The organism is Vibrio sp. GJ43-1, assembly GCF_055808835.1.
Genome location: NZ_CM147884.1, coordinates 1534563 through 1548066, shown reverse-complemented (window position 1 = coordinate 1548066; position 13504 = coordinate 1534563). Strand labels below are relative to the sequence as shown.

The 13504-nt window shown below is 45.3% G+C and carries 9 protein-coding genes and 5 pseudogenes; 4 read left to right on the top strand and 10 right to left on the bottom strand.

Going from position 1 to position 13504, the window contains the following annotated elements; translation table 11 throughout:
* Window positions 1–21: 21 nt before the first annotated feature.
* Window positions 22–171: a hypothetical protein gene (locus AC0L66_RS07525; RefSeq protein WP_473568952.1), complete on the bottom strand. Its 150-nt coding sequence runs from the start codon at window positions 169–171 to the stop codon at window positions 22–24.
* Between the two features lie 478 nt (window positions 172–649).
* Here AC0L66_RS07525 and AC0L66_RS07520 point away from each other — a divergent pair, with 478 nt between their 5' ends.
* Both AC0L66_RS07520 and AC0L66_RS07515 read left to right on the top strand, forming a co-directional pair.
* Window positions 650–2530 (top strand): sugar-binding domain-containing protein, encoded by a 1881-nt coding sequence (locus AC0L66_RS07520; RefSeq protein WP_473568950.1) that lies wholly within the window; start codon window positions 650–652, stop codon window positions 2528–2530.
* Window positions 2520–3410 carry a glycoside hydrolase family 2 TIM barrel-domain containing protein gene (locus AC0L66_RS07515; protein WP_473568948.1) on the top strand — a complete coding sequence of 297 codons (891 nt, stop codon included), beginning with the start codon at window positions 2520–2522 and terminating at the stop codon, window positions 3408–3410. Before AC0L66_RS07520 ends, AC0L66_RS07515 begins: the two co-directional genes overlap by 11 nt.
* A 331-nt stretch (window positions 3411–3741) precedes the next feature.
* On the opposite strand, the pseudogene btuD reads toward AC0L66_RS07515, so the two are convergent.
* The 9 genes and pseudogenes from btuD to AC0L66_RS07470 all read right to left on the bottom strand — a co-directional run bounded on the left by btuD (window position 3742) and on the right by AC0L66_RS07470 (window position 12202).
* Window positions 3742–4499, bottom strand: a pseudogene (gene btuD, locus AC0L66_RS07510) (vitamin B12 ABC transporter ATP-binding protein BtuD).
* A complete protein-coding gene (gene btuC, locus AC0L66_RS07505) occupies window positions 4483–5481 on the bottom strand; it encodes a vitamin B12 ABC transporter permease BtuC (protein ID WP_265673563.1) in 999 nt (332 codons plus the stop codon). Before btuC ends, btuD begins: the two are co-directional and overlap by 17 nt.
* Before the next feature lie 44 nt (window positions 5482–5525).
* A pseudogene (locus AC0L66_RS07500) lies at window positions 5526–6556 on the bottom strand (succinylglutamate desuccinylase).
* Between the two features lie 201 nt (window positions 6557–6757).
* Window positions 6758–8554 carry a M3 family oligoendopeptidase gene (locus AC0L66_RS07495; protein WP_473568946.1) on the bottom strand — a complete coding sequence of 599 codons (1797 nt, stop codon included), beginning with the start codon at window positions 8552–8554 and terminating at the stop codon, window positions 6758–6760.
* A pseudogene (locus AC0L66_RS07490) lies at window positions 8517–9101 on the bottom strand (histidine phosphatase family protein); the annotation flags it as partial. The pseudogene AC0L66_RS07490 and the gene AC0L66_RS07495, both read right to left, overlap by 38 nt.
* 87 nt (window positions 9102–9188) lie before the next feature.
* Window positions 9189–9833, bottom strand: coding sequence for a bifunctional adenosylcobinamide kinase/adenosylcobinamide-phosphate guanylyltransferase (cobU, locus tag AC0L66_RS07485; RefSeq protein WP_473568945.1), 645 nt, complete (start codon window positions 9831–9833; stop codon window positions 9189–9191).
* A gap of 12 nt (window positions 9834–9845) precedes the next feature.
* A pseudogene (locus AC0L66_RS07480) lies at window positions 9846–10581 on the bottom strand (adenosylcobinamide-GDP ribazoletransferase).
* Between the two features lie 89 nt (window positions 10582–10670).
* Window positions 10671–11702, bottom strand: a pseudogene (cobT, locus tag AC0L66_RS07475) (nicotinate-nucleotide--dimethylbenzimidazole phosphoribosyltransferase).
* A 215-nt stretch (window positions 11703–11917) separates the two neighbouring features.
* Complete coding sequence (locus AC0L66_RS07470) at window positions 11918–12202, bottom strand: hypothetical protein (RefSeq protein ID WP_265673556.1); 285 nt, start codon at window positions 12200–12202, stop codon at window positions 11918–11920.
* A gap of 399 nt (window positions 12203–12601) precedes the next feature.
* Here AC0L66_RS07470 and AC0L66_RS07465 point away from each other — a divergent pair, with 399 nt between their 5' ends.
* Together AC0L66_RS07465 and AC0L66_RS07460 are read left to right on the top strand one after the other, a co-directional pair.
* Window positions 12602–12823 carry a sigma-70 factor domain-containing protein gene (locus tag AC0L66_RS07465; RefSeq protein WP_473568943.1) on the top strand — a complete coding sequence of 74 codons (222 nt, stop codon included), beginning with the start codon at window positions 12602–12604 and terminating at the stop codon, window positions 12821–12823.
* A 7-nt stretch (window positions 12824–12830) separates the two neighbouring features.
* Window positions 12831–13487 carry a sigma-70 family RNA polymerase sigma factor gene (locus tag AC0L66_RS07460; RefSeq protein WP_473568941.1) on the top strand — a complete coding sequence of 219 codons (657 nt, stop codon included), beginning with the start codon at window positions 12831–12833 and terminating at the stop codon, window positions 13485–13487.
* Window positions 13488–13504 lie beyond the last annotated feature (17 nt).

Here is a 13504-nt window from a genome sequence, read left to right as displayed (position 1 = left end):
TTTCATCGCCAAATTTTGCAACTACAGTAATGTGGCGTCACCATTCGCTGTTTTTATGTCGGTTGTCCAGCCTAACTTTAACGTGCCACCATTGACTGTTTGAAATATATCTGGAAAAACTGCACTACAAGGCTGTGCGCTGACCATTGTCGATACCAGCGTGATAGACATGAAAGCGCTTGGAATTAAAATGGCCAATCTTTTTTTCTATAGCAATTAAAAGGCATTATTCTTCATCTTATTATGAGTTAAAGTACATTCGATGTGATGCAATCGAGTTATTTTTTGGTCACCTACATTTAAAGTTATTTATAGGTAGCAGTGCAATAAGTAACTTTGAAATAAACGGGTCATTATCAGCGTGTTATGTCCAAAACATTTACCTTATAGAAGATTAAACATGAACGTTATTAAACCAACCATTAATAAGTCACAAGAACCACCTCTAAGCCATTGATGCAAAAGCACACAAAGGAAGACTAGCGAGAAAATCATACTAATACAAATCAGAAACCGTAGTAATTTTGCTGCAGTCTTTGATTGTTAATCCATTTAGATGTAATGCAAAGTTATTATCAATATCAAATTTTCTTTTGATATTGATAACTGTAACTATTAAAAGAAGTTTGCTTCTAAATGAGAAGATAATATGCTTATTAAAAAACCATTTACTTCGCCCATGCGTGTGATATTCACTGGCATCTCAATTATATTTAATTTGAATGTTAGTGCGACTGAAACTCCCCTCCCGACCGATAAATTAACGTTCGATAGCGGATATAAAAAAATAGTATTCCAAGACTTTGAAAATGAATCGAGCTACCGCCTAAGCCATAAGGGAACTCGGGGAGGCTGGGTGCACAGGGGAGGGCCTGAAGGCGAGTCTAACGCGGTTCGTTTAACCCCGTTTGGCGGTAAAAATGGAGGTTGGCAACCCGCTGAAGAAGACCGATCCATTCATATATTCCCAAAGGAAGATGCGTTTGATGCTAGCTCAATGTCCCATTTACGCTTTGATATCAAGGATACTGATAATAACAACAGTGCCTGGGTGATGTTAAAGGATTGCGGAGGTCAAACAGCATCAAGCTGGACTGACGACAAAGCAGTTAAAAACCAATGGACCTTGATGAGCCTGGAGCTAGATAAGCACTTCAAGGGCAAAATAGACCTGAGTTGCCTCAAAGAAGTCATCGTCGGTGAGCACTGGAGTGGCGATTATTTTATCAGCCAGGTTCACTTTCTAAAGGAAAAAGGAGAGGAGCCAGACTACGGAAAAGCCCCTCCGGTTGCTAAGAAAGACGGCTCTGTCAATATCCCTGTACCAAATGTAAAACCCTTGCCTAGCAACAGCCACACAAGTGTCAAGCCAGTGAGTAAAGGCAGCTTTCAAACATTCTTTCAAAATGGGCATGTTATCCCTTCTTTCGATAAACATAAGGGGCGTGAGTACATTAGTTTGGACGGGGATTGGCGCTACCAATACGCGGGCAATATGGACACGGATGGCTTAAGTTTAAAGCCAAGAACAAATGAGATTATCAAAAAACTGCAACGGGAAGCGGGAGACAAGCTAAATGCTGATTTTGATGACCATAACTGGGAGACCAGCCAAGTTCCCATGCCGATTAACAAATCAGGCTATAAGATCAATGATTATAACGGCAATGGCAATGAGGATGGGTTGAAACCAAGTGATTCCATGAAACAGTATGGTGGAGCCTGGTACCGTAAACAATTTCACTCTGACGGGGAATGGAAAGGGAAAACAGTTAAACTGAATTTTCACTCTGTCAGCTACACGGCTGACGTTTGGTTAAATGGCCACTACCTTGGTCATCATAATGTTGCTCACTTGCCCTTTAGTTTTGATGTGGGTGAGCATTTGAACCAAGACGATGTGAATACTTTGCTGGTTAGGGTTGATAACAAGCAAACCACCACAGCCACCCCAGGTATTAATGACCCCATCTATTTCCCCCCAAAGCGTTCAGACTGGTGGACCTATACTGGTGTTTTACGTCAAGTCTACCTAGAAGTAAGCAATACACTTCATATTGCACGCGCTGATGTCAGACCCATTGACATCCAAGGCAGAGTGGAAATTACCACGACACTTAACAACAAGGGCGTTAGTGATGAAAGGATAACTGTCGAGCATAATATCTATCAGGCCAGCGTAAATGAAAACAACATCTTGTCTGAGTTTGCTGATGATTTAAAGGACGGAGTGGTTGAAAGAAAAGCCATAACTCACACCGTAAAACCAAACCATGTTGGTATAAACCGAACCAGCTTAACTCTACCTAATGTGCGCTTATGGTCGATGAAAACGCCTAATTTGTATGTTCTTGAATCCACAGTGATGAAAGGTGGCGTTATACTGGACAAGTATCAGACTCAGTTTGGGGTGAGGACGCTTTCCACGGAAAAACACAATATTCATCTTAACGACAAGGTCGCGCCCTTCCTAGTGCGGCATTGGCCGAACAGAGGATCACAAGGTATACGGCCCATCAATGCCGAATAAGGTCATTCTTGATGACTTAAAGATAATTAAGCACAAGTTGAACGCAAACTTTGTGCGCACGGGTCACTTTCCATCAAATTTGAACACTAACTTATACGCCGATCGTTTAGGGTTAGCTATTTGGGAAGAAATTCCCGTTTATTGGGTAAGTGAAAAGCGTGAATTTGACAAAATTATCAGACAGGGACAAGCACGTCAGATGATACAACAGATGGTACTATCAAACTATAATCGTCCTTCGGTTTGGTTTTGGGGCACCATGAATGAATCCGGTGACCAGACGGGCAGATTAGAGCTTCAGCAGCAACTTAAGCAAGCGGTTCGACCATTTGACGACACCAGATTAATTGCACAAGCCATCGCGACCGAAGACCGAAGCCGGGATGCAAGTTTAGAGGCGTCTGATGTAGTAGGCTTGAATCTCTATGATGAAACTCACCACAGAAGATTCGATCCTGGCAATCAGCATACCAATTTTGACCATTTAAAAGAGCAGCAAGGTGAAAATCTGGATCTAAGGCGCAGCAACCATCCAGATAAACCCATTTTGATCACAGAATTTGGACGATGGAGTTATGACAATAATTATCTGCAAAATGACCAGGCCGAGGTGTTTAGTCAAGCCTTCAATCAAGTTTACGCCAAAAGAGCAGCCTGGTTATTGGATCCTGTATCCGGTAAAGGTGTATATAACCCTGAGGGCCCGCCGTTTAGCGCCACCTGGTGGACCGCATTCAATTGGTTTTCTCCCGAGAGTGAAACAACTCAAACCATGGGCGTGATCCAAATGAATCGAACCATGCTCAAACCTATTGCTGAAAAAATGTCTAAAAGCTATCAACAGTATAACAGTGTCGATACTGGGCATCATTACGAATGATAGAACCTGAATTTTGATATTTTAACTAATTATCAAATGGTTATATTGATTCAATTAAAATAATAAGGGCTACCTTCTTTGAAAAAGGATACGAAAGTAATCAAAGTTAAAAAGGTAACCCTTAGAGGTCTAAAGGTCTCGTAAGGCTTTCTCAACATCAAATAGTTGAATCATATGTCTATCTGTTTTAGGAACTGGCCTGAATTGACACCGTTATAACGATAGTACAGACTGAAGCTAACCAGTACGCTAGATTTGCATTTCCCAGAACGTAGCCATCTTAACTGTGTTCGTTGTCACCTTTAATGCAACCAACCAAACCGTCGCCACCTTACTCATCAAAAAGTAAATAATCCCGTTGATTGATCTTCACCCGCTGCACTCGGGTTGAATAAACGTCACTCACGTTCTCTTCCGTCAATACGCTGCGGCTATCGCCTTGCTGTACCAACACGCCGTTGTTGAGCATAACGACGTGATCAGCTCGCTTTAGCGTCACATTCAGATCGTGGTTGGCGACGACGACCGCGGTACCCTGTTGGGTAATCCGCGCGATCATTTCGTGCAGATATTTTTCTTGGCCTACATCAAGCGGTGCTGAAGGTTCATCAAGGATCAGTAGCTTGGCAAAGGGGTTGATGGGCTTCCAAATCTGTAAACAACACGCCGCTAACCTCACTCGTTGCCATTCACCGCCAGACAAGTGATGAACGGTTCGAGTTAGCATTGACGTTAAGTTTAACAACTGAGTGATCTCTTCTACCGCTGCGTTGATCGCAGCACTTGAGGTGGCACAACTTGGAATGGAGAGCGACAAATATTGATAAACCTAAGCATATTAAAAGCCGGACGTGACGATTGATTTAAATAGGCTCGTAGTAAGGATAAATCTGCCAATGATAACGTCGCCATTGAGACATCATCGATTACGGCCTCTCCTTCTGCACTGAGTACGCCCGCTAATGCTGATAAAAAGGTGCTTTTACCACTGCCATTAGGGCCAATGACGTGCGTGACTTTACCTTGAGGAATCCTCACCGATAACGGTAATAAACGCGTGCCCACCGCTAAATTATGAACCTGTATCATGACTCTTTACCAACATCCAAATAAACACAGGCGCACCAATAGTCGTCGTCATCACGCCAACGGGAAGTTCAGCAGAATCAAGCACAGTGCGAGCTAATATGTCTGAAACCACTAATAACGCCGCACCGGATACCGCAGACAGCGGCAAGAGATAACGGTTCTCCGTCCCGAAAGCCAGCCGAAGCAGATGAGGGATAACAAGACCAACAAAGCTGATCACCCCACCTAACGCGACCGAACCACCGACTAATAGCGACACCGCAAGTATTAACTGCCAACGAATACGGTGTACATCAACACCCAGTTGCTGCGCATGGACTTCGCCCACCATAAGTTTATCAAGCACTGACCCTTTTGAGCATAACCATACTGCGACCGGAATCATAATCAGTGTCAGGCTGTGCTGATACCAACTGACACCCCCTACGCTGCCCATCAGCCAGTACATTAACTGACGAATACTTAAGTCATCACTAAAATAAAAAGCCCATGTCACGACAGCACTCGATAAAATTCCCAGTGCAACCCCAACCAATAACAGGCGAGTGGTCGTTAAACGCATGGCGCGCGCCATGCCCACCAGAAGCAACGTAAAACATAACGCCCCTCCCACCCCGGCCAACATGAACGCTAAGGGGGTTGCAGCCACTGGTAATAGAAACAGCACCAAAACCATGCCTAGGCTGGCGCCACCGGAAATACCCAGTACACCAGGCTCAGCAAGCACGTTACCCAGCAGCACTTGCAAAGCGGCACCAGAAAGTGCCAACGCAGCACCAATAGCCGCAGCAGCAAGTAAACGGGGCATCCTTAAGTCATACAGTAACCGTGACTCTAGTGCACTATTAGGAGAAAAGGGATTAATTAAGATTTCACCCACTGAAAGGTGAAGAAAAGCACAACCTAGCAAGACGCTACTCATAGCAATAATTAAATTGCGCCAGCGTCTCTGGTTTCTATTCAGTAACTGATTGAATTTCATAAGAGGAGAATAACAGTGGCGCTAAAATACGCCACTATTTTTTGTTAATCGTAGATGAGTTGGTCATCCTCGTAGCGAATCGCGACTTTAACGACCATTAATGCTGCGCGCTGACCAATTTCAACATTGCGGTTAGGAAACACAATCGCTTCGTTGTCATTCTTTGCCATCAAAGGCTTATCGCCATCATGACCAAATACTTCGCCATGTTTGAATTCAGTGAAGTTAGCAACTTGTTCATCAAACAAAAAATCAAAATCTTCTTGATGGCGAACAATGGTTCTAGAGACGCGATACATGACAGGTGGCTTAGCGATATGTTCTGCAGTCTCGTTCGATAAGAGATCCCTTGTCGCGATATCAAACGCGAGCAACTTATCCAAATCATTCTCACCAATTTTGGCTACGCGCCCTAACTCCATCGTGAGTGCCTGAGCGGCAAAATTTTCAGCGGAGTACCAACTGAATGTACTCGATGGTGAGTTAGATAGTAGCGTTGCATCAATGTGTGCACTGGCCACGTAATCAAACAAGGCTTGGCTGCGAACTGGGTGGCGCGTTTTCGGACTTACCACAAACGAATAATGGGCGGAGTCTCGTATTGCGCAATGCAAATCCAAATGCCAGCGTTGTGATTCAAGCGTACCTTGATAAAACGCCGTCACCTGTGACTTCAAATGCTTGGCAATCGCCACTTCGCGGTTCATTGGATGCGAACGTTCATCAAACAATCGATTTAAGTTTTCATCAATGTAACGAGTGTGTTTATTCGTAGACTCGGGGTGAGCGATAATAAACAGGCACCTCGATCTCAAAGTAAGAAAACCGGATTCGATGTCTTCCACCATCTTATCGACGAGCTCCATCGGCGCTGTCTCGTCGCCATGGATACCACAAGAGATGATGATATGTTTCGTGTCCTGATTGACCGAACACGGTGTCACTTCCAACATTCCACGGTGAGTAAGATCCATTTTGATACCTGAGCATCGGTCACCATGGATTTCGCTTGAAACTCAATCTGGGTTTCTAACGTATCTTTAAGAAATGATTGGCGAAAAAACGATTTCGTCATGCGCTGCTCCCTATCTGACAGCGGTATGGTAATGAATCAGCGCGTAAATTTATACGGAGATGATCGCGTTTATCGAAGTAAATCGCGTTTAGAGAGACGAAATACCTCGATTTGAACATAAATCGTCCCAATAAATGCAACTAATTGAATTAATTAGCCGCACTTTGATTCAATACCACACACGGTAAAACAGTTGACCAGTTATGAAATGGCGTCCAACAACGCCTCAAATTGATCCACTTTCTGCTCTAGTCTTGCCATACTCTCTTGCCAAAATTCAGGCTGTGTCAAGTCACGCCCCATGTGTTGCGATACGACGTCTTCCGCTAAAAATGATCCCGTGTCTCGAAGTAATGACACGTAATCGGAATAAAACGCCTCCCCTTTAACCGAGCGTTGTGCGTACACCCCTAAACTAAACAAGTAGCCAAACAGGTACGGATAATTATAAAAGCTTAGCTCAGAGATGCTGAAATGAAGTTTACTCGCCCAAAAATAAGAGTCTTGCCCTTCCATTGAATCCCCGTACCAAACCTGCCATGTATCAGACATCAATTGGCATAGTTGCTCAGCGTCGAGTTCATTGTGCTGACGCTCCTCATAAAACGCTTTTTCAAACTCATAGCGAACCGGGATGTTGATGGTCAATGCGTAAGCCGACGATAACTCTTCCCATAACATTTCAAGTTTTTGTTCAGGGCTTACCGCATGGCTCAGTAGGTAGTCACGAACAATATTTTCAGCAAAAATAGACGCCGTCTCCGCCAAAGTCATTGGGTAACGGGTTCGGCAAAGTGGTAAGTCTCTCATCACCCAGTTATGGAAGGCATGGCCTAACTCATGAGCCAAGGTCAACAAATCGGAACGACTGCCGCCCCAAGTCATGAATACCAGGGGCGTGCGCGTTGCCGCCAATTTAGTACAGTACGCACCCAAACGACGATTTTCTGATGGCTCGGCATCAATCCAACCATTATCAACCATGGTTTGAACAAATTCAGCCATCGCGGGTTCTACGGTTGAGAAAGCGGCTTTAATGACATCGATCGCCTCATCAAAGGTGTACACCTGTGGCTCGGAGCCTCCTAGTGGCGGCATAGCCGCAAGATGGTCCCAAGGCGTCATCTTATCTTGGCCATGAATTTTGGCCATTAAGCGACCAGCACGCTGACCAATATGCTTATTCGATTGCGCAACCGACATCATTGCATCGAGCGTGCCACGCTGAATACGATTCTCTCGTAAACTGGAATCTAAGAAATGCTCCGTTTGCTGCGACGAGCGCTTCTTCGCCTCCGACAAGCGCCATCCTGCTAGTGCATTCAAGATCGCCGCAAAAGAGTGAGAATGCTGCGCCATCGCGGCCTGAATGCCCTTCCATGCGGCTTCTTGCTTGGCAAATTCACTGCCATAAAGAAGACTGGCCGCTTGAGAAAAACCCATCGTCTCTTGCTCATCACCGCACTGTATCGTGATTTGTAGTGCGCCAGTAATATTGTCGTAAAGTCTTCCCCATGCGTCTCTGCCATCAACTTGCATCGCCGACAATAGCTGCTCTTGTTCAATACTTAACTGCGTTTGCGCGTTACGTTGTAATAGCTCTATCTGGAAACCTTGCCCCGCAACACAGGGATCTGCATGCTCCAACACTTGCTCAATAAACACGACGTCAGCTAACGCGAGCGTATTTTCGTAGGGAGTAAACGCTTGCTCTAGCTGAGAGCTCAATTGGGCGATACGTCCAATGAGTTGCTTCGCCTGAGTGTTCATAGCATTGGTGGAAGCCGCACACGTCGCGAGCGTATTGACCGTTGCCAGCAGCGTACTTGCCGCAGACTGAGTTTGTATTGCGTTTTGCATCGCAATCACTTGCGAACGCTCGTCTTGATAACTTTCAAGTAGCTCAATCGAGCGTTGAATTAATACGATATCTTGCTCTATTTTTGGATCATCTAATCCACTATAGGCAATCGTCAGATCCCAAATAGCTTTCGTCATCGTTCGGTCCTTTTATCGGCGTACCGATCGCTTTGATCAATACGTGCTCTGGAAATTTAGGGTTAATTTGAATATGTGTCAGTGAGCCGTTTTGAATAGATAACGTCGAGTACCATTTGGCATTCGTCCAATCAAGCTCTAATAGGTGGGCGAGAATCATTCTAATCACCCCGCCATGCGTCACCACCAAGGTATTTTGTTTTTGCGTGGCAAGTGATGCCCAGTAACGGACAACACGTGTGTGAAAGTCATTGAGTGACTCAGCATTCGGCAGTGAGGTTTGAGAAGGGTTTACCCAAAATGGTTCGAGCGTTTGCCACTCTTGTGTCGACATGGTATCAAAGGGGACACCATCAAGATCACCAAAGTGCATTTCGCTAAGATCGCGCGCCACGCGTAACGGTAAGGCTTGTTGGTGTGCGACTTGCTCGGCAACGGCGTGACAACGGAGCAACGGTGAAGTCATCACCTGCTTTAAGTCTAGGGATAAGGCGCTCAAGTTCGCCGCAATACGAGCGTTCTCTTCACACGATACTGAAATATCCGTATGGCCATAAAGCGCGGCCTTGCTTAGTCACTTTTCCATGCCTCAATAGATAAATATCAATCATTGTATTATGCCTACCGTACTCAGTCACTCTATCGATTTTAGTATCAAGGGTAAACCAGCGGCCACCAACACTACTTGCTGCGCAATGCGTGCCAACGCTTGATTCATCCTGCCTGCATTATCGACAAACAAACGAGACACCTCTCCCATCGGCACCACTCCCATCCCCACTTCGTTTGAAACCAAAATAATGTGAGCAGAGCTCTGCTGCAGAGCCATCGCTAACGCTTCAATTTCTTGCTCTAAAGAATGATTGCTGCATGATTGCCCTTGATAATAAATCACATTGTTTAACCAAAGCGTCAGGCAATCAATCAGTACTACATCACCCTCATCAAATCGCTTAAGTAGCGAGGCAAGATCACACGGGCATTCCCATTCGGTCCAGCCTTCCCCTCGCTGCCTCTTATGATGCTCGATTCGGCTGATCATTTCATCATCGAGAGCTTCCGAGGTCGCAACGTAATGCATGGTGTGTGATGTTGAAACCAGTGCTTCTGAAACAACCGCTTCTGAAACAAGCGCATCTGAAACAAGCGCATCTGAAACAAGCGCATCTGAAACGATAGATTGAGATGCGACAGACGATGACGCAAGTTCTCTTACTCGGTTTTCCGCAAAGCCAGATTTTCCTGAGCGCGCGCCGCCTAAAATGAGCTCTATTGGCATAATAATTACCGCCTATTGTCCTAAATACATCAGCAACGCGAGATAAATCAGCAGCTCCATCATTTGCTGCGCTGCACCTAAACAATCACTATGTATAACCACCAATTCTACGTAGTAGCCAATGACGAAATAGGACATGAAATAAGAGCGCGAGCACAATGACCATTACAGTGAAATCAATGCCAATGAATAACGCAGGTAACACACCGCAGCACGCTAAGAAAAGTAACTCGCCGGGACGTTGTGTATTGGCAAGGGGCTTACTTTTACTCCCTTCCGGATCAGACACATAAGGCATGGTTGAAATAAATGACGCCGCCACGGCACGGCTAGTGGTATAGCCAACGATCCACACAGAGACCATTGAGGTAATTGCCGTTAATTCCACTAACGTCACGTATTTAACAAGCAGCCCCATCATCAAAGTTGCCGCCCCATAGGTTCCTAGGCGACTGTCCTTCATTATGGTTAAGCGTTTATCGAGTGTCATCCCGCCACCAATGCCATCCGCCATATCCGCGAGCCCGTCTTCATGGAACGCCCCCGTTAGAAGCAAACTTACCACCATGGTCATCACAATTGAAACCGACGAAGGCAACCCCATATTAAACAGTTGGTACACTGCCGCACAAATCCCCCCTAACAACAGACCAACCAGCGCAAAATAGCGCCCAGAGCGATTCATCCGCTCCGTGGAATAAGGCGTTGAAGCGGGAATAGGAAGACGAGAGAAAAAACTCAGAGCCAAGCAAAATAGTTGCCACTGAACCCTTAGCCACGAGGAACGAGGAGCTTTTGCGTCATCTCCCTCGAGGTTCTCTACGCCCCTTTTATCACTCACACCGTCACTCCGGCACTTTCAAAGCTGGCCATGTGATTATAGAACTCAACCGCGCACGCCAGTAGTGGGTAAGCCAACGCCGCGCCCGTTCCCTCACCTAATCGCAGTGATAAATCCAATAACGGACGCGCTTGCATGCGCTCTAACACCAGTTTATGAGCCCCTTCATCGGAACGATGAGAGAAGATCATATAATCACGAGTTTCTGGCACCATTTTAGTGGCCACCAATGCAGCCACAGAGACAATAAAGCCATCAACCAAAACTGGAATCTTGTGCTCGGCCGCACTAATGAAGGCCCCCACCATATGAACAATCTCATGGCCGCCAACTTCACTTAATACTTCCATGACGGACTTGTCGGCGCATCGCTCGATACCAAGCTGCACCAAGTCACGCTTTCTCGACAGTTGTTGTAAAGTAATACTAAGTTACCAAAACCAACGCTCTGCTCCACTGGCACATGGGCAATGCTCGACAATAAGGCCGAAGCCGAACTCGTATTACCAATACCCATTTCGCCAAAGATAAGCAGTTCACATCCTGCCTCCACTTTGCGAGTGACAATTTCACTACCACTCGATAACCCTTGCGCCACGTGTTCCATCGACATGGCCGCTTGAACAGAAAAGTCATGGGTACTGGCGGCAACACGACTCACAATCAAGTCTTGAGAATCACTTTCAACTGCGGCCTCCATTCCGCAGTCCACCACTGAAAATGCGAGATGATTCGTTCGACAAAAACAGTTAATCGCGGCGCCACTTAGCCAAAAAGTTAAGTACCATTTGCTGTGTGACGGAACTGGGCGCGATACTCACCCCTTGGTTAGCAATGCCATGATCCCCAGCAAACACAATCACAGACGGAGCGTCAATGGAGATGGACGGTGCTAACTTACCGGTTCGATTGCTTTGGATCTGAGCAAGCTGAAATGCCACGTTTTCTAGCGCACCGAGTGCACCGAGTGGCTTGGTTTTTTGATCAATTCGATGTTGTATTTGCGCGTCAAACTGTTTATCTAACATAGATCCATTCTTGTTATCGATATGAGGGGGATCAGTTTCGCTATCTCACTGAAGGCTAAAGCGAAACGACAATATTTTTGTGGCTGACAGTGTACTGGTTCAAACTAGGTAAACCAAGGCGAATAGATAAGTTTCTATTAACAAAAAGTCCTCGGTGAGCGAGGACTTTATTGACAACAAAATGTGGCTGAGGCACTAAAATTCGACGTGAGAAGTCAGCTTGGCTGCTGCAGTTCACTAAAAAGCAGCGCGAGACTTTCTTGTGACACTTTAGAAGATTCCATATGACAAGAACCGCAACCATCCGTTGCCCCAGAACATACTTGCCTCATCATAATTTGGTCGAGGTTTCTAATTCCCGCTTTACTCTCTGCTTCAATCGATTTGAAGATATGACAACGATCCGCATTCGGCGCATCAACCAATCCTACGATTGAAACACCTTGTGACTTTGCCAATACAAGGAGCTCTTCCAATTTTTGTTGAAGTTGTTCGTTCATTTATCTGTCTACCTCTAACACCAATATCAATAACGAGCACATTTTGACTAAAGTCTAATGCAGTTTAACCATGTCACAACCTTGTCTTCATGAAATCGTATCCATGTCATGTTTTTTTGTTTGAATTTGCTCGTTAGACCGAGTGTTTGCTCGTTATCTTTCAAACAGAGATTGCAAACCAACATGAACGAGCAAAAGTGATAATAACATAAAAATCAATAAGCTATATATCGACATCGCCCCAATTAATTCACTATGTGAATTTTTTGTTTTGATGAATATTTAATTGTAATTTGTTTTATCTTTATTGTAACGTAAGGGTACAGCGTACAGTGAATGCACCATAAACCAAATATTAGCAGTATTCATATAATAATAAGCAGTAAGAAAGGATTCTCTATGGGAAAAGACGCTAAGGAAAGCCAGACAACAACACGAAGTGACGATGGGTTCAACATCGGTACCAGTTATTTCAAAGAAGTCTCTCATCACGACTTACTCAGCGCTGAAGATGAGCGCCATATCGCCCGAAAAGCTCGCTCAGGCGATGCCCTCTCCCGACAAAATTTGATCAATGCCAATCTACGCTTAGTCATCAGAACGGCGAAGCGCTATACCTAGCCGAGGCGTGGATTTTTATGATCTCATCAATGAAGGCAACATCGGCTTAATCCAAGCTGTAGACAAATTTGACCCAGAACTTGGGTTTCGCTTTTCTACTTACGCGGTGTGGTGGATTCAACAATCCATCGACCGTGCGATTATGAATCAAGGGCGTACAATTCGCGTGCCTGTCCACGTGACTAAGCAAATCCGAGAATGCAGCAAAGCAGAACGAGAATTGCGAAAAGAAGGCAAACACGAACCCACATCATCAGACATTGCTACGCGTACCGGACGTTCTCCTGAAGACGTCAGCAAGCTGCTTAAGTTATCGGAACAATCCCTCTCTCTCGACAATGGCTGGGATGACGATGGCGAAAGCAAAGACCACTTCCAAACTATTGATGACGACGACGTATTTGAGCTTCCAGAACGCGACATTGTTAACCAAGATCTCAATAAAGCTTTACTTGGCTTAGTCGACAGTTTACCGGAGAAGCAACGCGTCATTCTTTATCATCGCTTTGGTCTAATTGATGACACCCCTAAAACACTAGAAGAAGTGGGTGAAATCGTTGGTGTCACACGAGAACGAGTGCGACAAATACAAAAAGGGGCGATGGATATCCTAAAAGAAAAGCTCCATCGCCAAAACCTGACTAAAGAAGAAGTGGTCGAGTAGCCCGCTTAGGTCGATTT